At 35.6% G+C, this 23,167-nt stretch carries 22 protein-coding genes; 17 read left to right on the top strand and 5 right to left on the bottom strand.

All coding sequences use genetic code 11. From position 1 onward, the window contains the following. Positions 1-29 precede the first annotated feature (29 nt). Genes AYC65_RS14345 through AYC65_RS14330 form a run of 4 tightly spaced genes read right to left on the bottom strand, consistent with a single transcriptional unit; the run spans position 30 to position 3,709 of the window. Positions 30-1,310 (bottom strand): phage portal protein family protein, encoded by a 1,281-nt coding sequence (locus AYC65_RS14345; RefSeq protein ID WP_034869326.1) that lies wholly within the window; start codon positions 1,308-1,310, stop codon positions 30-32. Positions 1,311-1,312: 2 nt separating this feature from the next. Next, positions 1,313-1,723 (bottom strand): hypothetical protein, encoded by a 411-nt coding sequence (locus tag AYC65_RS14340; RefSeq protein WP_034869328.1) that lies wholly within the window; start codon positions 1,721-1,723, stop codon positions 1,313-1,315. A 1-nt stretch (position 1,724) separates the two neighbouring features. Then, on the bottom strand, positions 1,725-3,242 hold the full coding sequence (locus AYC65_RS14335; protein WP_034869330.1) for a hypothetical protein: 1,518 nt from the start codon (positions 3,240-3,242) through the stop codon (positions 1,725-1,727). After that, entirely contained in the window at positions 3,242-3,709 is a 468-nt protein-coding gene (locus AYC65_RS14330; protein ID WP_034869331.1) for a MerR family transcriptional regulator, read from the bottom strand. Before AYC65_RS14330 ends, AYC65_RS14335 begins: the two co-directional genes overlap by 1 nt. Positions 3,710-3,896: 187 nt before the next feature. On the opposite strand from AYC65_RS14330, the gene AYC65_RS14325 reads away from it, so the two are divergent. From AYC65_RS14325 to AYC65_RS14245, 17 genes are all read left to right on the top strand, one after another. Continuing rightward, on the top strand, positions 3,897-4,865 hold the full coding sequence (locus AYC65_RS14325) for an HK97 family phage prohead protease (RefSeq protein WP_034869333.1): 969 nt from the start codon (positions 3,897-3,899) through the stop codon (positions 4,863-4,865). A 28-nt stretch (positions 4,866-4,893) separates the two neighbouring features. Then, positions 4,894-5,838 (top strand): hypothetical protein, encoded by a 945-nt coding sequence (locus tag AYC65_RS14320; protein ID WP_034869334.1) that lies wholly within the window; start codon positions 4,894-4,896, stop codon positions 5,836-5,838. Positions 5,839-5,912: 74 nt separating this feature from the next. Continuing rightward, a complete protein-coding gene (locus tag AYC65_RS14315) occupies positions 5,913-6,371 on the top strand; it encodes an N-acetylmuramoyl-L-alanine amidase (protein ID WP_034871241.1) in 459 nt (152 codons plus the stop codon). Positions 6,372-6,373: 2 nt separating this feature from the next. After that, positions 6,374-6,694, top strand: coding sequence for a hypothetical protein (locus AYC65_RS14310; RefSeq protein ID WP_034871240.1), 321 nt, complete (start codon positions 6,374-6,376; stop codon positions 6,692-6,694). Next, entirely contained in the window at positions 6,691-7,392 is a 702-nt protein-coding gene (locus tag AYC65_RS14305; RefSeq protein ID WP_034871239.1) for a DUF6808 domain-containing protein, read from the top strand. The genes AYC65_RS14310 and AYC65_RS14305 overlap by 4 nt, the downstream gene beginning before the upstream one ends. A 10-nt stretch (positions 7,393-7,402) precedes the next feature. Further along, positions 7,403-7,789: a hypothetical protein gene (locus AYC65_RS14300; RefSeq protein WP_034871238.1), complete on the top strand. Its 387-nt coding sequence runs from the start codon at positions 7,403-7,405 to the stop codon at positions 7,787-7,789. Between the two features lie 38 nt (positions 7,790-7,827). Continuing rightward, positions 7,828-8,301, top strand: a complete 474-nt coding sequence (locus tag AYC65_RS14295) for a hypothetical protein (protein WP_034871237.1) — start codon at positions 7,828-7,830, stop codon at positions 8,299-8,301. Next, positions 8,301-8,786, top strand: a complete 486-nt coding sequence (locus tag AYC65_RS14290) for a hypothetical protein (protein WP_052114775.1) — start codon at positions 8,301-8,303, stop codon at positions 8,784-8,786. Before AYC65_RS14295 ends, AYC65_RS14290 begins: the two co-directional genes overlap by 1 nt. A 211-nt stretch (positions 8,787-8,997) precedes the next feature. Beyond that, a complete protein-coding gene (locus AYC65_RS14285; protein WP_079114099.1) occupies positions 8,998-12,702 on the top strand; it encodes a coiled-coil domain-containing protein in 3,705 nt (1,234 codons plus the stop codon). 5 nt (positions 12,703-12,707) lie between these two features. After that, positions 12,708-13,136 (top strand): hypothetical protein, encoded by a 429-nt coding sequence (locus AYC65_RS14280; protein WP_034869649.1) that lies wholly within the window; start codon positions 12,708-12,710, stop codon positions 13,134-13,136. Further along, positions 13,133-17,323, top strand: a complete 4,191-nt coding sequence (locus AYC65_RS14275) for a hypothetical protein (protein ID WP_059333857.1) — start codon at positions 13,133-13,135, stop codon at positions 17,321-17,323. The genes AYC65_RS14280 and AYC65_RS14275 overlap by 4 nt, the downstream gene beginning before the upstream one ends. Before the next feature lie 25 nt (positions 17,324-17,348). Further along, the gene (locus tag AYC65_RS14270; protein WP_034868171.1) at positions 17,349-17,681 is read left to right on the top strand and encodes a hypothetical protein; all 333 of its coding nucleotides are present in this window, start codon (positions 17,349-17,351) and stop codon (positions 17,679-17,681) included. A gap of 39 nt (positions 17,682-17,720) precedes the next feature. Further along, positions 17,721-18,182 carry a Tn3 family transposase gene (locus tag AYC65_RS14265; RefSeq protein ID WP_162275842.1) on the top strand — a complete coding sequence of 154 codons (462 nt, stop codon included), beginning with the start codon at positions 17,721-17,723 and terminating at the stop codon, positions 18,180-18,182. Positions 18,183-18,284: 102 nt separating this feature from the next. Beyond that, on the top strand, positions 18,285-18,467 hold the full coding sequence (locus AYC65_RS14260) for a bacteriocin (RefSeq protein ID WP_034868201.1): 183 nt from the start codon (positions 18,285-18,287) through the stop codon (positions 18,465-18,467). Between the two features lie 75 nt (positions 18,468-18,542). Continuing rightward, complete coding sequence (locus tag AYC65_RS14255) at positions 18,543-18,824, top strand: hypothetical protein (protein ID WP_131828188.1); 282 nt, start codon at positions 18,543-18,545, stop codon at positions 18,822-18,824. A 17-nt stretch (positions 18,825-18,841) separates the two neighbouring features. After that, positions 18,842-19,540: a hypothetical protein gene (locus AYC65_RS14250; RefSeq protein ID WP_059333854.1), complete on the top strand. Its 699-nt coding sequence runs from the start codon at positions 18,842-18,844 to the stop codon at positions 19,538-19,540. Positions 19,541-19,738: 198 nt separating this feature from the next. Then, positions 19,739-21,028 (top strand): site-specific integrase, encoded by a 1,290-nt coding sequence (locus AYC65_RS14245; RefSeq protein ID WP_059333853.1) that lies wholly within the window; start codon positions 19,739-19,741, stop codon positions 21,026-21,028. A gap of 870 nt (positions 21,029-21,898) precedes the next feature. Here AYC65_RS14245 and AYC65_RS14240 read toward each other — a convergent pair. Then, positions 21,899-23,128, bottom strand: a complete 1,230-nt coding sequence (locus tag AYC65_RS14240; protein ID WP_059333852.1) for a phage integrase SAM-like domain-containing protein — start codon at positions 23,126-23,128, stop codon at positions 21,899-21,901. Between the last annotated feature and the right edge of the window lie 39 nt (positions 23,129-23,167).

Below are 23,167 nucleotides of genomic sequence, written 5' to 3'. Positions count from 1 at the left end.
CCAGTCCAGCTCCTCATATAGAAAATACTCTACTGAGGAGCGTTGCCGAAAAAATTTAATACCTTATCATACAGAGATAAACTTTTGGCATCTACTTTTTTAGGTTTCTTTTCCTCCTTTGGAGGCTGATCCGCAGGTGCTTCTTCCTTGCTTGGATTCGATTCCTTTGTCTTGGTTTTAGTACCTTTTGGTAAACCGAATGTAGTATAGAAGTATTCATCGTCCACACCTTCTGCGGTCTTTTCATCAACTCTCAGAGCAATATCCAGTTTATCTATAAGAGGCGTATCATCTTTATCTAAGAATTTAAAAAAGCCTGCTTTTACCGGGTAACCCCTTTTTTCAAGTATTGGCACCAAATACGTATTCAAATATCGCTGTACAAAACGGCGATCACTCTCTGCAATTTCTTCTTCTGTTTTCTGGTGTACCTGTGATTGTGATAGACTGGAACCGTTTTTTGTGGTCATTGTCTGTCCGATAATACCAATCAATATTTGTTCATCAAGCCATGAAAGAAATTTGTCGTGTACTACGGTTTTACCTTCGCCACTGCTTATTGGTTTTATATCGCTATTTTTACTCATAACAATAGAACCTCCGGCACCTCGTTTTGTCATTGAATCTTCCATTTCTGTGCGAGCGTTTTCATCCTCCGGATCATAAAGTCCTGCAAGAATGGGAATTCCGAACAACTCACAGAATTGCGCATAATCAGCGCCCCCATTTCTTTTGAATATAACATACGGTGCAACTCTGGTTAAAAAACCTAAATCATCATCCTTTCCGATGTTTAAAATAAAATCATCGTTTTCATAAGAAATGCCATCATCTTGTGAAACGTCCTTTAATATTACTTTTCTTTTGGTATCTAAATTCTGTCTGGGTATCGAATAAATATCAAAAGAAGGATTGAATGCAAGTTCTACAACAGACTTTCCATAAGCTTTGGATAAAATCAATTCCTGCAATAGTTCTTCAAATTTCAAACTGTCTATTAAGTCGAACATTTCATCTATCTCATCACCATCACTCAGAAAAACAATATCGTGGTTTGTTATTTTTCTAATTCTACGGTCTAGTGCATCAGCCATAACCGGATCGAGTAATAAATCATTAATGAGTAATGTTAACGGGCTTCGTTTTCCTTTATCTGCGGATTTTATTGCACTTCGCCATTTTACCACATCTGTTGAATCCCTTTTTGGAGGTTGCACGACAAGAACCTGACTGATTTTTATATTCTGTCCGTTATTACTGCCTTTGGCTTTCGCTGCTAATGTTTCAAAGCCGATTTTTGTTTCTTCCATGATTAGTAGTAATTTTCACGTTTTGGGTTAGAAGTATATTTAAAGGAGGATGCTTCTTTGGTTTCCTTCCGGGGTAAGCTAGTAGGCATTCCTTTGTAAACTGCCGTTAGCCATCCTTTGGCATCCTCATACCGCAATTTCTTATCATCATAATCAATACTCGGGTTTGCTAAGCCAATTAGTTCCCATATTGCAATGTCTTTAATGATTTTAACCAGCAAAGGGCTTCGAGCATCACCCCTTTTGTCAAAAATTTCGGCTGTATCATAGTCTTTCATTAACTTACTTTCTGCAAACTCTATCGCCATATCAATACTGGCAAGTGCAATAGTCTCATCTTCCCGGATAATGGCTTTTATTTCTTCATCGTATGCGTGTGTCCGGAGTTCGTCCGGTGTAATAAACTGGTTCATTTTAGTATCGTTTTTTATTTATTGGTGGTCTGTAATGTGAAGGCGGGGCTGTTTGTATAAGGTTTTTATGATTGATGATCCATACACCACCCTCACAAGCATCTGGTGCATCATCATTTGCACGGCTTTTTGGTGAAAGTGCCAGAAATTGGAATTCAACAGTCTTCATATCCGGTGTACCTTCCAGATAATCTGCGAAAATCAGCTTCACACTACTGTTTAAAGGTTCCAGATTTGATTCTATACGGTAAAATTTATCAGGCTTTGACCTTTCATCTGCTTTTAGATTTAATGTCCGGTTATGGCGTTTATTAGCTTTCTTGATTTCCCTTTTTAAAGTGTCATCAATCCACGGGTATTCTATGTACAGGAATAATGCGCTTTTATCGTTCACGAACTTTAAAGCTTCAAACTGCCATTCGATCATATTTGAAACAGAGGTTTGCTGACATCTAACCCAAAGCACATGATATTCATCTTTGTATTTTCCGATAATAAAGGTTGCTTTATAGTCTCCGTTTTTCTTGTAGGAAGGATCGGTGTATGCTACCAGATATTTATACTTATGTAATGGCTGTACCTTACCGTAGTGCAATTTTTTGAATACCTTACCCAGAACAATAGGATTGTTGAAGTATTCTTTTTGTGCAGATGCTGCTGAAATCTTAGACAGTACCCTGTCAATCATTGCTTCAGTGTTCTTTGTCGGCCATGTAGATTTTCCGTTTTTATCACGGATGTTTACAATCTCGTAGAAATCGGCAATTTCCATTGCCTTTTTAATGCAGCAGTAATCTGCAATGATATTTCCATTGAATATGACTAACAAAGGATTAGAAATTGAACGTGTACCATATACTGCCTGCTCGAACCATTCCCATTTCTTATCTATGATATCAGGGTTTCTGCAATCCTCATCTGTATCGAAGTCGTCCATTACAACACTATCGGGACGGAATTCTTCATTCCTCGCCCCTCTGGGAGCCTGTCCGGCACCTACAGCAATGAACATCGATCCTGAACGGGTTACAAATTCATCTTCTGCCCAGTTTCCATAATTGACCTGATCCCCGTAATCGTTTCTTAAACGTGGGTTTTTCTCAAATGCCAGTTTATAAGGTTTTAGAAGTCGTACCGCTGCATCCTTATTGGCAGAAATCATTAATGTAAACTTCTTTTTACCTGTACAGTGCAAGAATAAGAGTTCCATCATTGTACGCCCGGACTTTGAAAGCTCCCGTGACCATGGTCGAACCTCATAAAATTCTGCATTTTCTAATACCCTGCGAGTAGATCGCTTATGAAAAGGCATAGGTTCAGCAGTACAGTATTTTTCAAAATAGTACTTGAACCATTTTTCAGGGTCTGATTCTAAGCTTTTTATCCGATCCTGCTTTTCTTCGGGAGTTTCGGTAGTATCTACAACTTCAGTATTTTGAAGTGATTTGTAGTACTCATCCCAAAAACTTAAAGCCTCCCTTTCCTCACGGGTAGTAACAAGTTTCTTTTTAATAACCATTACCCCCGGATTTTGTATTTAATAAAAGCATCTGCCAGATGCGAAATTTCCTTTGCGTTTTGCAAATCACTTCTACGAATAAATTTCACAAATGCTGTCATTACGTCAACCGTTCCGGGAATTCCGGAATCATGTTCCAGTACCGCAATATCTTTTAATAAAGACCTTCTCAATTGTGCCTCTTTAAAGTCTGCGAAACGTTGTCCTACGGGCTTTTTCTTAATAAATTCTTTTAGCTCAGCTAATTCATCATACCATGAAGACAACAGTTCATCCCGGGTTAATGGAATGTTCCTTTTAAGTTTTGCCCAGCCTTCCTCTTCAATCCATTTGGATATCGTTTTTTCGGTTACTCCTGTTCTTTCGGAAAGTTCTTTCTGGGTAATGTCTTCAGTAAGGTAAATCAGCTTTGCCAGTTCCTGCTTTTCAAGCAGTTCATCTTTGCTTAATCGTCCTTTCTTTGCCATTGTTTTGGTTATTAGTTGTAGCAAAGTTCCCTTTATAGAAGGGCTTAGAGAAGCTGACGATCTATCATACCCTTAAATCGGGGGTATCATACCCGAGATATCGGGGTATGATACGGAGCCAGCTTTTTATCGGTGATTTTTCAGGCAAAATTTGCATCAACAAAAGCAAATAAAAAAGCTAATAACCATGAATAAAGCTCCGCTATTTATAACCAACGATCAACAAGTCCGAAACTCGTACGGATTCTATGTTGATACCGCAGGAATCGATTTAAAAAGCCGATTCGATACAAATCCGGTTTGTCTCAATAATCATTCTAATGATACAAAGGATGTACTGGGTAAATGGATTGATATCGAAGTTAAGGACGGTAAACTTTTAATGCGCCCTGCATTTGATACAAAAGACCCGGCAGGTGAAGAAGTTGTCAGAAAAGTATTATCAGGAACTCTTAAAGGTTGTTCACTGGGAATTATGTTCGATCCTGCTGATCTGGTTAATGAAGGCGGAAAACTTATTCTTAAAAAATGTGTACTGTTTGAAGTCTCAATTGTAGCAGTACCATCTAACGGTAATGCAATCGCATTATTTAACATGAACGAAGAAAGGCTTTCTGAGGCTGATATCAAATCCCTTTGCCTTTCATTACAAACCGTTAATCCATTTGAAAACAATAAAACAATGAAAATCTTACTTGCGCATTTGCAACTCCCTGAAGGATCAACGGAGGAAGCAATCCTAACCGCTATTAAAGCGACAGAATCACAATTAACAGCGTCAAAAACTCAGTTTACAGAGTTAAAAACAAAATATGATGCACTGGAAGCAAAACAGAATGCCAAGCTTCAGGCTGATTACGAAGGTTTAAAGACTGCGGCATTAAAAGACGGTAGAATCGATGCTGCTGCTGTTCCTACTATTGAAGAATTGCCACTGGAAAAACGCATAGACTTACTAAACACCCTACCAAAGAGAGGTACTGTAAAAGAAGCTATCGAAAGCACCGATGGAAAATCTACGACAGAGAAGTACGAAAAATTAAGCTGGGAGCAGCTTGATAAAGGAAATCACCTTGCGACATTAAAATCAAAGCATCCGGAGTATTACGAGCAAAGGTTTGAACAGCAATATGGTAGAAAACCTAACAAAAAATAAAAATTAATAACCATAAAAACTCATAACAATGCCATTAGAAATCGAAGTTTGGGATTCCACAATCCAAGAAAAACTAACACAAGATAACAGCTTTCTAACACAGGTTGCAGATGTTTCTTCTGATAATATTATCAACGGAACAATTGTTCACCTTCCACAAGCTGGTGATCCTTCTGCTGTAGTAAAAAACAGAACTCAGGTTCCTGCTACTCCAAAAAGAAGGACGGACGGACAAGTTCTTTATTTAATCGATGAGTATACAACAGACCCTGTATATATACCAAATGCTGAAACAGTGGAATTATCCTATGATAAGCGTAGAAGTGTATTAGATCAGGATGTGCAAAACTTATCTGAAGAAGTTGCCGAGGGTATGCTGACAAACTTTATCGTATCACCGACCGGAGATAATGCAACACTGCCAACTGCCAGTATTCTGGAAACTTCCGGAGCAGCTGTTGATTCCGGGTTAGCAGGATCGACAGGAAAAAGAAAAGCATACGCAATTGGAGACCTTCAAAAACTTAGAAACTTTTTGATCAAGCAAAAGGCTTGGAATGAAGGGGTGATGAACGTACTGTTAACTCCTGATGCTGCGACACAAATGTTTCCTGCTGAATCTGCAATTACAGCAACTTATATGGCTGCCGTTACTGAAGCAGAAAGACGTTCAGGAATTATGTATAAGTGCCAAGGCTTTAACATTTTCGTAAGATCAAGTGTTTATACACTGGCTGAGGATAAATCATTTAAAGCTTACGGTTCCGTTGTTGCTCCTACAGATTGCGAAGGAATCTTTGCATGGAATAAAAATATGCTTGAAAAAGCTATTGGTACAACCAAAGCATTTGAAGATATCGGTTCACCAACCATGTACGGTGATGTGTATTCATTCCTTGTAAGAGTTGGAGGGCGTGCAAGACGTAAAAACTTTGAAGGTCTTGTAGTCTTAAAACAAGCTGCATCCGCATAACTCTTCTTCCTATCTATTATACCAACTCCCGGAAGGGTCAAAGCTTCCGGGTGCTTTAAAAAAAACTAAAAACCGTGAGAATCATTAAATACATAGTGCTACACTGCACGGCAAGCCCACAAACACAAACGGTTGAGCAAATTTTGGCATTCTTCAAGAATGTAAAGAAATGGCACAATCCGGGATATCACTATATAATCCGTCCGGATGGCTCCTATGTGAATACCTGTTCTATTGAAAACATTGCAAACGGTGTTGCAGGACATAATGCAAATAGTATTCATATTTCGTACATCGGTGGGATTGATGCAAAAGGAAAAGGTATCGATAACAGAACCACAGCACAGAAAGCTACACAAGTAAAACTATTAACCGAACTTAAAAAGAAGTTTCCTAATGCTGAAATTTTAGGTCATAGGGATTTAAGCCCTGATTTAAACCATGATGGTATTATCCAGCCTTGGGAATGGATTAAAGAATGCCCTTCCTTCGATGTTAGAAACTGGCTTAAATCAATAAACTTTAAAGTATAACTATGAACCCAGAACTACCGCAGCCCTATTCTCAAGAAGATATCAGGAAAGACCCTAAGGCGGTGGTTATTGGGCTACTCATAGGACTTCTATTAATATTTGGAGGTGTTATTGGAGTTCTTTACAACCGCAAAGAGCAGCAAACAGATGACTGCTCAGAGAAAACAGACAGTCTTTATTTTACAATAATAAAAGAGCGTAATAAAAGGATTGACACCTATGAAGCTATGATTTTCTACAAAAAGAAATCAGATTCATTTGAAGAAAAAGACAAGAAAATAAAAGAAAAAACAGAACCATTAGTAAAAAAAGCATTACAATGAAACCACAATCCAACATTCCTGCTTTTATTCTTGTTGTGATCTTACTACTTGCAAGTATAGGATTAAACATCAAACAGGAATTAAAAAGAGCCGAAAAGGAAAAAGAAATGACATCCCTGTTAACTCAGGGTGGCAATAATAAAATTGTTGAAAAATACACTAGAGACAGCGTTACACATACTGTATTTAATGAAAAAATAATCAACAATACTAATTCTGAAAAAATAGCAGCATTAGATAAAACTTATGCAGACAGTATTCAGAAGGCATTAAAAGTTAGTTTAGACAAAATAGATCAGGTCACTAAAATAAACGGTAGGCTTGAAGCACAATTGGCTTTATTAACTAAACAAACCCCCTCAGGGCAAACCATTAAAACACATAAAGACAGGTATCTTGATCTGGCTTATTATCCGGACACAGATTCTGTAAAGATGTCATACAATATAATGATGAATGATGTCCGGTATAAAAAGAAAAACTGGTTTCTGGGTGCAGAACATAATTATATCGATATGTATTCCGATGATCCCAGAGTAACCATAAATGGTGTAAAATCTTTTAGAATCAAAGAAAAGCCCCAAAAGCGGTTCGGCTTCGGATTAAATGCCGGATATGGTATCGCAAAAGACGGTAATGCTATGAAACTACTGCCTTATTTCGGCATAGGTGCCAATTACAACTTAGTAGAATTTTAAAAACTATATCATGTCAAAAACATTTAAAAACGTATTCGCAGCTGCGGCAGTTACAATTTTTGCAGTGCATAAAAACTTAGATGAAATCTTTGTTACCTCTGATGGTCAAGGTTTCACAGACGAAGAGAAAGCAAAGGATCAAGCAAGATATCTAAAAAACAAAGATGTGAAAAAATTCATCAGAGGTTTTGAAGATAGCTTTATTGACGATGAACAGGAAGCTGGTTCTAAAAAAGCTGAGGATGAATCCGGGGGTGAACGCCCAGCTTTAGTTGAAAAATACACGGAATTATTCGGTAAGCCCCCTCATCACATGATTGGAGTTGACAAACTGAAAGCTGCAATAGCTGATAAGGAAGCTGAACAGGTGAAAGGAGGTAACCCACCTCAGGAGTAATTAAAAACTATTTAATAACCATTTAAACATAAATTAAAATGTCAACATTATTTGGAACTAAAGCATTGGAGAGCGCACCTGTAGAAGTTGATGGCTCTATTCCGGCAGATGCAAAGTTTACAGAACTTTGTAAAACTTATCGAAACTCTGTTGAGTTTGTCGATGATGATCTAAACATTCAGGATGAATTCAGCGATCAGGATGATGATCCTATTGAATCTTTGGTAGAACCCGGAGCAACAAACGGGAAATTTTCAACTTTCCAATTCGATACTGCAACCTTACAAAAACTTTTCCCAACCGGAACTGTAGTAGATTCAGCATTTACATTTGGTAAAAACTTAGGATTTGTAACGGCATTACGCTTCATAACGGACAGTAATCACCAGATCACATACCCAAAGGTAAAGATTATCGCAAAGAAAAATTTCAAACTGGTGAGAAATGGTATTGCATTAATTGATTGTACAGTTAAAGTTTTATCACAGCCTCAGCTTAAAAAACTACCATAATGGACGAGAAATCAATTGATATTGAAAAACTCGCTCCCGATCTATTATTAAAAAGAGGTGTTCCAGTGCCAGTCACGGCACCTCTTTTTCTTAGGATATTTAGAAAGAAAAATTTCAAACTGGTACTATTTCACCCTACGGGGCGAACACTATTAAAAATAGCATTAAAGTACCTTTCAATGGGAGCGATCAACGATAAGGATTTGAGCCTTCCGGAAGCAGTGAAAGCTTATGCGGATCATGGAAAGAAAGTACATGAAATAGTTGCTTTAGGTTTTCTGAATTCTCCATACCTAAACTGGTTACATAAACCTTTGGCGTGGTGGTTACGAGGAAGGCTTACTGAACAACACTTTTTATTTCTATTCAATATTTTAATAACCCATGGCGGTGTTGAGGATTTTATCGCCACTATCAGATTGATTCGGAGGACGAGGATAACGAAACCGATGGTCAATCCGAGTCCAAAGGAAAAGGCGAGTTAAAAAGTGAAAGCTTTCATAGCGTCTTAGGGTTCATTTACACGATTGCAGAAAAAACAGGTTGGAGCCAAAACAAAATACTGGATACTCCATTTACACAATTACTCTTAATGCTTGCTGATGCTCCAAAACTGAGAAAGGGTAAAGAAACACCAAAAACAATATCCACCGATGAAGAACTGGAAAATTTCTTCGGTACTGAAATTCAATAATCATGGCTGACGAACAAATTAATATAGAATTCATTCTCAATTCACCCCAACTTCTGGAAGAGTATAATAAACTAATTACTTCCGGAAAAAGTGTTGATGATTCAGTAGCTGCAATCAATAAGCGTTATCAGGAAATGACGGCTGCTCAGGCTTTAGGAGCAAAGGGTGCCGGGGATTTAGTTGAAACAATAAAAAATGTCGGCACTAGTTTAACAGGTGCAAATTCGGTAGAAGAACTTCATACAGTACTTATAAATAGAGATTCTGCATCAACAAGGGCTTTAATTCTTGTAAAAAATTTATGGGTTGCTGTTAATGCACGCCTTTCTGCTTCTTTAGTTTCTTTGGGGCTTTCTGCTACAGCAGCTAACATTGCAGCACAGGCACTTATGGCTACAATTACACTGGGACTTTCGATTGCGGTTGCAGCTATTGTTGTAAAATTTAATGAATGGCAAGAGGAACAGGAAAAGATTGCCGCAGAACAAAAGAAATTGGCAGAAGCTGTTGCAGATTCTGCTGCAAGTATGATTACATCATATTATAGATTGCAAAATCAATGGAATGCTTTAGCTAATGATCTAAAGGCAAAACAAAAATTCATTAATGGAAACCAACAAGAGTTTCACAAATTAGGTGTTGAAGTTAATGGTGTAAATGACGCTGAAAAGCTATTTAAAGACGGTACTGACACTTTTATACAGGCATTAATGGCACGTGCTGAAGCTACAGCCGCCGCTCAATTAGCAGTCGAATCATTCAAAGAATCTTTATTAAAACAATCCGAAGCATCCGAAAGCTTAAATAACCCTACCAGAGGGGATGGTATAAAGTATTGGTTCAATTCTACTTTCTTAGGTAAAAGTGTAGAGGATGAAGTAAAAGATGCTTATAAAGAGTCACAAGAAGCCCGTGATAAAGCAATGGGTTTCATTACCAAAGAAGCAGATGCCCAAAAGCGTTATGATGAACTTATTGAAAAAATGGGTTTGAAACGTTGGTTGGGTAAAGAGAAAAAAACACCAAAAGAGAAAAAGCCAAAGAAATTGGCTGAAGTATTCGACGAAGGTTCCCTTCTAAAATTGCAGCAAGAAATCATGTTATTAGATGGTGCTTTGCAACGTATGGGTAAGAATGGAGAAGTACGTCTCCGTGCCGTTGATAAATACGGTAAAGAATATGCAACAAAAGAAGTTGTTTCCTATCAACAAGCTTATGATGCCAGAAGTAAGTTAAAAGAACAGTATGATGAACTAGAGAAAAAAATAAGCTTTAAAAAGACTGAAGATGAAATTGCCTACAGAGAGGAAGCTTGGCAAAATTATTATAAATATGAAAAAGAATACAGTGTAGAAGCTGCAAAAAAACAGTTTTCCGGTATTAAAGCCGAGGCGGATTCATTCTATGATTGGTTAACTCAAAATAAAATGAAGCTTGATAGTATTGTAGAATCTGGCGGAACACTTTCCGCAAAACAAAAAGCAGACTTAGAACTATACACTAAGAAAATTGCAGAAATACGGGGAGATAAAACCGAAAAGGATAATTTTTCTACAACTTTAGATCACCAACTAGAGAAAGTGCCACTACTTGTGGATAAAATAGAGCTGTTAAGAAAGAAATTATCTGAATTGAATAATGACAAAGGTGTAGATTCTGGAAAATATAGCATTGTATCTAATTTACTAGTAGATTATGAAAACCAGCTGTCCAGTATGACAACTGAGTTTATTAACTCTTTTCAAGATGTTGAAGTTCAAAAAACCGCAATTGTAAAAAAATACTCTGCTATACGAGCGAGTATAGAAAGGCGAGGTTTATCAACACAAGAAACATCCCGTTTATTGGCAGAACTGGAACGTGAAAAGCAGAGTGAAATAAATACTGTACTCTCGGCAGAATATGCTAAATCAACTATTTACGAAAGATTCTCTCAAAACCTAATGGGGATCACAAAGCGAGAATTAGCAGTTCGCATTGCATCTTTAGAGGAATACCAAAGAATATCTAAAGACAATTTAAGTACTGAACAGCAAAAATTTATTGAGTCTGAGATTAATAGAGCAATAGCCATAAAAGCAACCTTCAGTATTGGAGTAGAGGAAAATAGTTTACTCAAGGAAAAAGAAAGATTAATAAAAGATATACAAACAAAGCAATCGAAAGGTATTGCCGATGTTCAGGACGAGAGTAACAAACTTGAAATTGTCAATGGAAAATTAAAAGATATCCAGGCTAAAAGAGCTCAGATGGCTGCAAATATTGCGGGAGCAATGGCTTCTGGTTTTAAAGCTATTGCAGGCTCAATAGATGATACCAACCAAGGGCTTGCTGATACATTGAATACTTTAGGAGAAATTATGGGTATTGCTCAAAATGTGGGAGGTGCTTTTGCTTCATTTGCTTCTGGTGATATTGTAGGCGGGATTAGCCAAGCATTTAATGCTGTTGCGGGAATATTCTCTCTTGGCAAAGCTGCTCGTGAATCAGAACGTAAAGCACGGGAGGAAATCAAAAAATATAATGATTCTATTTTTCAATCTGGTCTGGATTATAACGAAATGCTCCGTAAGCGTATACTGGACGAATTAAAACTGAATGATGTATATAAAGCCCGCATCCAGAATATCAAGGATGAAATGGCAGCCAATACGAAGAATAAAGAATCTATAATCCGTGATCAGGAAGCCGTTTTAAAACGCCTTTTAAATGCCGACACTGTTGTGGGTATGCACACGGAAAAATACGGTGGTTTCTTAGGAATAGGAAGAAAGACAAGAGCCGTAGAAGATATGGCAAAGGTTGGTGATCTGTTAGGCTTGAAAGGCTATAAGATTGCCCCATTCAAAGGGATGTCCGAGTTTATGAAAAAGTTCTTTGGCATTAAGTCACCAGTAAACAACGACCTAACCGAAACCATAGGTTTAACAGATGAACTTTTCGATCGTCTTGCAAAGCTTAACGCTGAAAAGCCACTAACCGGAGACGCTAAAGCAGCGTATGACCAATTACTAAAGCTTCGTGAAGAATACGGTTCTATCGAACAAATGAACCGGGAACTTGAAAAGCAGTATAAAGATACTATTACCGGAGTAACCGCCCAGAATATCGGGGATTCTATACGTGAGGGTATTTTATCCGGAAAGAAATCCTTTGCAGATTTTGCCGATGATATTGAAGATATTTTGCGGAAAGGGATTATTGCCGGAATGGAGGCAAAAGTGATCGAGCCACAAATGCAGAAGCTTCAGGATGCTTTGGCAGAATATCTGGGTGACGGTGTGCTTACGGATGATGAAAGGAAGCAGTTCCAAGAAATGTATATGAAAGTTGCCAAAGAGGCAAAGGATTACATGGACTTAATCAACCAATCCGGAATAAATATCGGTAACGAAATTGGCGGTGCTAATTCCTTACAGGGAGCATATAAAGCAGCATCACAGGAAAGCATTGATTTATTATCAGGTAATACCGCAGGAATGCGTCTGGCTATATTGGAAGGTAACGGAATAATGAAAAATGGCTTTGCAGCAATGATGGAAGTAGCCAGTCGTCAATTAGCCGTACAAATGGATATTGAAAAGAATACCCGTAGAACGGCAGACAATACCGAAAAACTACACGATATCGATGAAGGTATTGATAGTTTGGGAGAATCATTGACTAAAGAATATAAAGCCCTGCAAGCTGCGGGAATAATAAAGTAATAACCATGAATGCAAATAAATTTAAAGATACCCTAAACGGTAAAAATCTGTTATCAGATTTTAATTTAGTTATTCAGACAGGAACTGCCGGGCTTTTAGATTATCCAGAAAGAAAGGAAAGCCTTTCCAATGATTGGGCGGAGGAAAACGGGCAGGAATATGATTTGTCTTCACCAAAATTTAAAGATAAGGAAGTAACACTCAGTTGCGCTATGATGGCTCCGGATGATGGTGATTTCTGGTTTTATTATCAGGCGTTATTTTCAGAAATCGCAAAGCCCGGATGGCAAGACCTTTACATATATGACCATTCCCAAACGTACAAGGTATTCTATAAAAAAACCAGTGGCTTTGTAAAGTCACTAAAAAGGCTCAAAGATGTGCCAACAGTGTTTGTAAAATTTCAATTAACAATACAAGTTAAATTCGCATGAGATACGATATAAAAAGAGGAAATACAGTTATTGCCAATATTCGTCCAACCGGAAAAATAACTTCCCGGATCATGGGTGAGGAATTGGTTAATATGTCCTTTGCATTAGTGCGAAAGATTGAATTTGCTATGGGTGATTATGTAGATGTAAAAGGACGCAGGTATTATCTTTTAGATTCTCCGACTATTGTTCAGAAATCGACAAAAGAATGGCAATACACTCTAAATTTTAAATCAGTTAAATATCGTTTAACTGATGTTTCAATGCTATTTTATGATGAATTAAATAATCTTACTGTTCCCACATTTGATATTATGGGAACGGCTGAAAAAATGATTGATCTGGTAATTACAAATGCAAACAGAGATCAGTCAGGATGGACAAAAGGCATCATTGATAATACCGAAACAAAGCTTGTTAGCTTTGACGATATAAATTGTCTCTCTGCACTTGCAAAAATTGCCGATGAATTTAAATTGGAATACTGGATTGATGCAGACCAAAGCATACATTTTACCGAAAGAAAACCACAGGCAAATATTACACTTGAATACGGGCGTAATAAAGGATTAAAAACACTTACACAAGCACCTTTGGCGGATGCTTCCATTGTAACCCGGTTACGTGTGAAAGGATCAGATAAAAACTTACCGATAAAATATCGTAACGGTCAAAAGAGCCTTAGAATTGATGTTCCATATTTAGAAAAGAATATTGATAAATATGGAGTGATTGAACATACCGAAACTTTTGACGATATCTACCCGCATAGAATCGGAACGGTGACCTCTGTGGATGCAAACAATCCTTTTGTATTTACGGATAACACTATTGATTTTGATTTAAACGCAACCGATGGACACGGTAATACAACAGTACTTATCAAAGGGCTTTCTGCTAAAGTAACTTTCCAAACCGGGCAATTAGCTGGGTATATACTGGAAATTAAAGAGTACGGTTACAATAGCCAAACTAAAACATTTACTCTATTACCAAATAAAGAGGAAAAAGCGTGGAATATTCCGTCCAATGTTATACGTCCGGCTGTTGGTGATACTTATATTTTGTCGGATATCCAAATGCCGGCTCAATATGTAACTAATGCAGAAGCCTTACTAAAAGCCAAAGGACAGGATTATTTAAATTTAAATAGTACTCAGCGTTTCACATATACAGGTGAAAGCGATCCGTTATTATTTAAAGCGTTGAATTATCAGCTTTCTTTGGGTTCCATGATCCGTTTAAAATCTGTTGAATTTAGTCTGGATTCTGATGTTCGTATAACCGGATTAACAGAAGACCTACAAAACCCGTATGATGTACAGCCGGACTTTTCCGATGTTACCTATACTTCATCTATTGTTCGGCAATTTTATAAGCAGGAAAAACAACAACAAACAATAATTAAAGAGCAACGGTACAATGCTGCTGCTGCTCGTGCTGCTTATTATTTCGGATTAGAGCTTTCGGAAAAAACTTTTGATTCCGAGGGTTACTTTGATGTAAACAATATAAAGCCTGCATCCATAAATACAAAGCTTATTTCGTTAGGAGGACGCATGCAGCAGTTCGCTCTGCCTGATGTTAATTTCTACTTAGAAAATAACTATACCTCACTACGATATACTTCCGGGAGAATTGTTCATGCAACAATAGCAGATACGCCCCGCACATGGTACATTCCTGCAACTACAATTTTAAATCTTAGTGCAGTATACCAGTATGTTTATATTAAATGCCAACGTAATGGAACGAATGCAAACATACTTGTAACACCTAATCAAATAACAGTAGAGCAAGACCCGGATTTCTTCCATTTTGAAGCGGGTTATATTTCATCTATCCAAAACGGGTTCCGTGTGTGTAAAATGACGTATGGCTTTGCTCAGATCAACCCGCAAGAAATAAGCATCGGTCGATGGACTTCACCCGTAGGCGGTGATTATATTGCTTTCAATGAAAACGGCATTGAAATTAAGGGAAAAGTAACCTTTGCATCCGATAGCCCGGCACTTAACCAGGTGCAGGAAAAAATTGATGCCATACAGGTCGGAGGTAGAAATTTAATATTACAATCCAAAATGATACCTGTAGAAATGGGCGGAGGAGCTTCATTGCAATTGGAAGCTGGTGGATTTCAATTGACAAATGCAACTGAATATTGCAAGTGGAATACTTCCAATGTTCAACAAGGGTTACTCACTATGTCATTTAAAATTAAAAGAATTGAAGGCTCTGGAGACGGTCGAAATATTAGGTTTTATAATGGTACAGGTTACGAGGAAATACCAAATACTTCTAACATAACAACGGAAACTATTGTTACGTATAGCTTCCGTAATTCCGGGAATATTCAAGGCCTGTATATGACTTTTTTAACTGGCAGAATTGAAATATCATGGCTACAGTTGGAAAGTGGCAACAAAGCCACCGACTGGACACCTGCACCAGAAGATGTGGAATCAAGCATTTTGAAATCCAAAACCGACAGTGTCACAGCCTCCAAGGCTTACAGTGATGCCCAAGATGCACTCAAAGAAACAATAATCAAAGCCTATTCTGATGAAAAAATCTCCGAAGCTGAGAACAGATCCATTATAGATGCTACTAATAAAGCAGATGCAGCTAAAACATACGCAACTGCACAGGATAATCTTCTAAAAATTCAACTAGAAGCCTATGCTGATGGACAAATAGACATCGAGGAAGCCGCAAGAATCCAACAAGCTCAAAATAATTTAGCCGCTGCAAAAGCTTACTCTGATGCACAGGATAATCTTGCAAAAATCGCCGCTAATGCCTATGCAGATGGCGTAGTAGATGCCGAGGAAGCTCGTGCCATTGCGGATGCAACCGCAAAAATGGAGACAGCGAAAAATCACGCCCAAACTTTGGTTAATAATGTACAGGTAGGAGGTCGTAATTTAATATTGCAATCCAAAAAAACACCTGTAGAAATGGGCGGTGGGGCATCATTACAATTGGAAGCTGGGGGATTTCAATTGACCAATGCAACTGAATATTGCAAGTGGAATACTTCCAATGTTCAACAAGGGTTACTCATTCTATCCTTTAAAATTAAAAGACTTGAAGGACAAGGCGATGGTCGAAATATTAGGTTTTACAATGGTACAGGTTACGAGGAAATACCAAATACTTCTAACATAACAACAGAAACTATTGTTACACATCAATTTACTAACAGTGGCAATTTTGAAAAATTATACATGACCTTTTTAACAGGCAGAATTGAAATATCATGGCTACAGTTGGAAAGTGGTAACAAGTCTACAGACTGGACACCTGCACCGGAGGATGTTGATAATAAAATCAAGCAAAACGAGCAGCAGACAGCACTTGCAATGGCACAGGCAAACAATGCGCAGAATACAGCAAACAGAGTAAGTCAGTTAACTTCTTTTATGAATACTACTGTAGACGGCAATGTAGTGGCTTCCGGGACAATGCTCGTAGGTGATGTAAATGGAGGGAATGCCGGAATGACTGGTGTTACTGATCGAGGTAGTGATTCGGTTAGATTCTTTTTAGGTACTAATTATGCGAATAAAAATAAAGCTCCTTTAGCATTTATCGATAAAGGCTTAATTCAGATGCATCACCCGAATGGGGTACTAGGTTTTGAAATGGGCATCGTTAATGGAAAGCTTGTTTTCAATGTCTATGACAATTCTGGCAACAAAACTATGGAAATGGGTTCACAGGGGATTATTTTCTCAAATTATATTCCTGATAGTTGGGACAGCTATACATTGCTTACTATTCCCGCAGGTAGTACCAACACTGATGCTGATTTAGAAAATTTCCTAAGAGGCCAATTGAATATTACTACCCATCAAAATGATACCGAAGGATGGTGTAATGTTGATTTAAATCAAAATACTACTTACTGGAGATATTCAGCTGGGGTTTCTTATGATTCAGCGAATTATAAGCAGTATGAAAAGTTTTACTACGACACAGACAATAGCAAACAAAAGCCAGGACCTTCTACTCCTAAAAAATGGGATGGCTGGTATGCAATGCCTGCTCATGCGCAAGGTTCTGATGCACCTGTTGGTGGAATGTCAAATTGGAGCATTACAATACTATGTATACGGTTGGCAGGAGGCGATCAAGTACAGACAAAAAATATATCCATGTCAGGATCAGAATTTATACACCCTTAATAAATAGCAAACAAAAATTAATATAATGGAAACAACAACAAACACAGAAAGAACAATTATCTCTGATAATCGCCAAATAATTGCAAGAGCTATTATTTCAGGGAATACCGTAACATTTAACTATAATTATGTAGTAAACCCGCAAAAACCACCATTTGTAATCACATTTAGTGTACAAAGAGGAAAAACCGGAGATCAGGATTTTACCGGAAATTTTGCAATGACTGGGTCATATTTTCCAGAGAATGATAAATTCCAATTTGAAGCTACTGGTTCAAAGCCCGGAGATGAAACATTAAGAGAAGGTGTTCTGAATGAATGCAAAGCAATTATTGCAGAATTAACAGTAATAAATTAACTACTGTTTAAACACTATTTAAAAAGCCTTTCAATATTCTTGAAAGGCTTTATTTTTTTTGGACATTCAATTTTATTTTTTGTGAAATTCAATTTTGCCGATTATATTAAAACAATTTTTATTTGCAAATATTTATTAAGTAAACCTTTGAGAAGGAAGATTAATACTCAGCTTAACAAGGGAGAAAAACTCAATGGCCTTAGAGCCTATTTTTGGTTTGGAGGAGATGGGATAATAAGAAAAAAACAAGAAGAAGAACAACAAGTGACAGCCAGATGCTTAAATTTGTTAACAAATATTGTTATTGTTTGGAATACGATTTACATTCAGGAAGTTATAAACCAACTTTATTTTGAGGGGTATGATATCAGTGATGAAGATTTTGAACATATTTCTCCGGCTCCCTTTGAACATGTCAATAGATTAGGAAAATATTCTTTTAGTACAACTTTTGAAGTTAATAATAATGGGCTCAGGCCTCTTAGAATCTATAAAATTTAGTGTTAGTTGAATAAAAAGAATAATATGGCATTGTTGTATCAATAAAATATTCTAAATTTAAAACACAGTAATTTAATTTTTAACATTAAAAAACACAGTCTTATGAATCTAGAAAAATTACAACTTAAAGAATTATCTACAAAAGAAATGAGAGAAATTACAGGTGGCAGTTTCTTTGGTAGAGCTTGGAAATGGATTAAGGAGCACGTAGGGATCTTTGATTACGGAGAAACACTTGAAACAAGTGGATCTGCAATTGGCGTAAAAGTCGGAGTAGATCTATAGTTAAAATGATTATTATGGATTAATAACTTGAAGTTTTAATCCATAATAATATTAATTGGTTTTATATTTTTGAAAATGAATAAACTCCATTATTTTTTGATATTTTTAATGAACTTTTGGTATGCTCAGGTTGTTCCATCAATGCCAAAAGAAGAAAAAAATAAGCTCAAAAAAGAAGAAAAAATCAGTAAATACAATAAAATATCTTTACTGGATACTATAGAGTTCAAACCTAAATATTCACTCCCCATAGATAAAAGCTCTCGCCCATTTGGAAAAATGTATCGAGACAATTTTACCGGTAGAATGTATTTTCAAAATGGTTTTGATAGAACTGTAATTTATTCAAGAAATTGAAATGAATTAATTATACTATGAACAAAAATATATTAACCCTTATATTGGCATTATTTTATTCAATTATATTTTCCCAGGTTAAGAGTGATACGGTTGATATTCCCGAGCTTATCCTGAAAGAAAATAGCCAATTGAATTTTACAAAATTTAATGAGAGTTTAAAATATCATGAACTCTATCCAACTAAAAAGACTCTCTTCAACGGAATCTACAATAGAAAGGGAAGGGGTATTCCTTTTAGTGGAAATTTTGAAGATCATACAAAAAAAGTATCATTTGAAAAGGAACCAGAAAATGATAGCATAAAAAATATTCTGATATCTACAATTATCTCTTCTATAGAAGTGAGAAATTATTATTACAGTCTCATTTTCAGTAAAAAGAATAAAGAAGTGTTATCAAAGTTCTATTGTATAGAGAAAGGAGATAACTCATGGCTTTTTCAAGCAATTAAAGAAGATTTGAAAGACCATATAAAAATAAATCAAGATGCCAAAGTGAATTTTTTCGTGAAATTAACTCCAGACGGCAGATTATTGTATATTAAATCTATTCTAAAAAATAATGATAACAACATAAATAAAGTATACAATCATAACTTTATGTTATCTTTTATTCCTTATAAAAATGGTGTGAAATTTTCGAAATATAATATTGATATTATTAATAACCATAACAAGAACTCAATTCAGATAAATATGGATTTTATAGATTAATCCCCATCTGTAAGATTAAAGTATACAACATTCTCATATTAATTTATAGTGCTATATATACAATATATGTCACATCAAAATATAATTAGAGAGAAAATAATTTCAAATCAAAAAATCATAAGATGCTAATTTATATAGTAAATTATTATATTTATTTCTTGTAGAAGCGATGTTTTTTATTTAAATGAAAAAAAATAAATGCTAAAATATTCAGTAAATTTTTCTGTAAAAAATAATAAAACTGATGATGTTACTCGAGTAAGACTTATAGTGTTTTTTAATGGAAATCGTCCCGAGTTACATGTTGGTGTTTATGTAAAACCTTCAGAATGGGATAAGGAGTCGAGTAGAGTGAGTTCTAGTAATAAAAAAGATACTAGGAATAAAGAGTTAAATAGAATTGAAGAATATATTGATGAAATATTCAAGGAATATGATGCTATTGAAAAAAGGTTTCCAACTGTTGAGGAGCTAAAATATAAATTTGCTGAAAAGAAAGGAAAGGTAAAAGAGAATGAAGCAAAGAAAGAATTAACTTATATTGAAACGATTGAGTTATATTCATCCGAAGTTGGTAAGAAAAATTCCTGGGATAAATCAAACTATAATAGATTTAATAAACTTCGGAATCATATTTTTTATTATAATGCAAAATTAGTCACCAATAAAATTCAAGAGGAGGACTTAGTTAATCTTGTTAAATATTTTCATGAGAATCCTATGTTAATTAGGAGCAATGGAAAAGCAGAGCCTGGACCTCCTCATAAAAATACTACTGTTTCGAGGACATTGAAAGATGTTAGGGCTGTTTTGCGATGGGCACATTCAAAGGGGGTTTATCAAGGAGATCTTCATGAAACATTTCATCCAACTTTAAAAGCTGCGAATTTTGGAATTAATGAACCTGTTTTTTTTACTTGGGAAGAATTAATGTTATTTTATAATTATAAATTTGATATAAAGCAAAAACATCTTGAAGTAACTAGGGATATAGTTGCCTTCTGTTGCTTTACGTCTTTAAGATATTCTGATGTATTTAATCTTAGGAAATCACAAGTATATTCTGATATAATTGTAGTTAAAACTCAAAAGACAGTTGATGCCTTGAAAATTGATATTAATGATTATTCACGGGAAATACTATTAAAATATAAAGATATTAAGGGGTTAAAGGCTCTTCCAGTTAAAAGTGAGAAAGAAATTAATGAGCAATTAAAGGTTATAGGTGAAATTTTAGAATTTGATAGGCCTGTTAATTACACGTATTTCATTGGGGAAAAGAGATATGATGAAGTTTATCCATTTCGTGAAATTATTAGCTCCCACATTGGCAGAAGGACGTTTATAGTAAATGGATTAAATCTTGGAATACCGGCCGAGGTTATTATGAAATGGACAGGACATCAAGATTATCAAACGATGAAGCCTTATATTGCAATTGTTGATAATCTTAAAAAATCTGAAATGAACAAATTTAATAAAAAGTAATGCCCAACTTTTTGCCCAACTAAATAATAGGTTGAATAGGATTGTTTTAAATTGCTTGTAAATCGGAATACACTGGTAATGTGCAATATGAAGTATAATGAACTATAATGATTTAATAGTCTTGATCCCTGTGGGTCTACAGTTTACGACAAGCAATCAATTTTATAATTGGTTGCTTTTTTGTTTTGCTTTGTTTTTATAAAAAGCTCAGGGTTGAGGGGGATCAAACAAAAAGTGGATCGGGCTCAAAATTTTGAGGCTAAGCAAAAGGTTCAGCTAATATGAAGCATTCAAAAATCTAAAGTGTCCTCACATGAACTATTATACTGTCATACTGAACTGGGCCTGTGGTAAGCTTGACGAACTAAACTATCGAAGTATTAGTGAAAGTGTTATAGATAATAGTTTAATAAAATTTAAACAAGCTCTGATAATCAAAAAATTTCAATTCTTTATCTGAATGGTTTTCATTTCTTTTATTAAGATAGCGTTTCTCTGGAACGCTCTGAATTTTTGTAAAATATAATATATAAGGATAAAGCTCCTAACGGAGCTGCTCGGTCATTATAGTGGATCATATTTTCATCATATGAGAAAACAGAAAGATGCGACGGAGGAGCCTGATCTGTGTAAAAAAGCAGGTGTCAGAAAGTAAGTATTCCGGAGGAATACTATCTCGCAACAGGATTATTTCCCCTTTTTTATAATAGGTCAGGTTTTGTCGCCTCATCTTAAGATCTTTGTCTTATAAACAAGGGGTTTTTTTAAAGGAACAGCTTTTATAGCAAAAAGTTATTCAGGATTTTTACATTAAATATCTTTGGCTTAAAAATTAAGATTGGTCGAAATCAGCTCATTATAATCTTAAAATTATTCTATAATTTTTTGATGTAATTTATCAAAGTAATCTCCTAAAGAAGTAATTCGGTCATTATCAAAATCATTAATATAATTTAAAAACACCTGTTCGGTTGAATGTCCTGTGGCATGTAATAGCAAAGGGGTAGGTATTTTTCCGTAGAAGTTTGTAGCAAAGCTCCGCCTTCCTATATGGCTTGTGATCGTTTCCCACTTTTCCATTACAAAAGATTTAGCCCTGTGCCCCACACGTTTTCTTGCGCTCAAAGTATGGTTAATTCCTGCGATCCTGGCAATAAGTTTTATCTGTTTATTATAAGTTACAATATCTAAAGGTTTAGGAAAAGCGTTCTCATTTCTTTGAATGATATTTTTGACGGATGGATGTAAAGGCAGAATAATCTTCTTTTTTGTCTTTTGCTGGATGAATTTAATACAGGTTTTGCCATCTATATTAACCATTTTATCTATGGAAAACTTCATAAAGTCTGAAAATCTTTGTCCTGTATAACAGCTGATTATCAGCCAGTCTTTAGCGGCTTTTAGTTCATCGGGCAGATTGGTGTTTTCAATTTTGAGAATCTCTTTTTCTGATAGAGATACAATCTCTTTTTGTTGTTTCTCTCTTTTAATGTTCATTTCTCTTACCGAGGTTCTGACTCCCTTTTTCTCTACAAAATTCAGGATGGTTCTCACAAAATGAATTGTTCTGTAAATGGTATTCTCGCTATATTTTTCTTCTTTACCGAATGCAATAAACTCCTTTACGAACTCCATATTAATATCCTCTATAAAAAGATGTTTCATCGCATAACCTTCAAATCTCTGTATTAAATTATAGAATACCTTATAGCGCTTATAGGTTGAATAGCAAATAAAGTCTTTTCGATCTCTAATATAATTTTCCATATAAAACAATAAAGAATCCGGAGGATATGAGCCCTGGTTCTGTAATATGAGTTTATGTAACATCTTTGAAAGGGTTCTCTGATTGATTGTCTTTTTTTCTTCAGATTTCTTATGAACATATAAAGCGAGTTCTTTCTTAAGAATATCCAGTTTACAATTAATCTTTTTATGTTTTTTAAGATAAATATTTTTAGGACGCTGCTTCTCTGTATCCCAATCTTCCTGAGGAATTCTGAGAAGGGTATGGAATTTAAAATTAATGTTATCAATTGTTAAGAATAAATTAATATTCTTAAGAATTGTATTGCCTGAAAGAACATACTTCAAAGTCATCGATTGTAATTTTAAAATTGTAATTGTCAATCAATTTAG

It is taken from the genome of Elizabethkingia bruuniana (genome assembly GCF_002024805.1).
GTDB classification, from domain to species: domain Bacteria; phylum Bacteroidota; class Bacteroidia; order Flavobacteriales; family Weeksellaceae; genus Elizabethkingia; species Elizabethkingia bruuniana.
The sequence above is the reverse complement of the archived record's forward strand: the minus strand, read 5'-3'. Positions and strand labels throughout refer to the sequence as shown.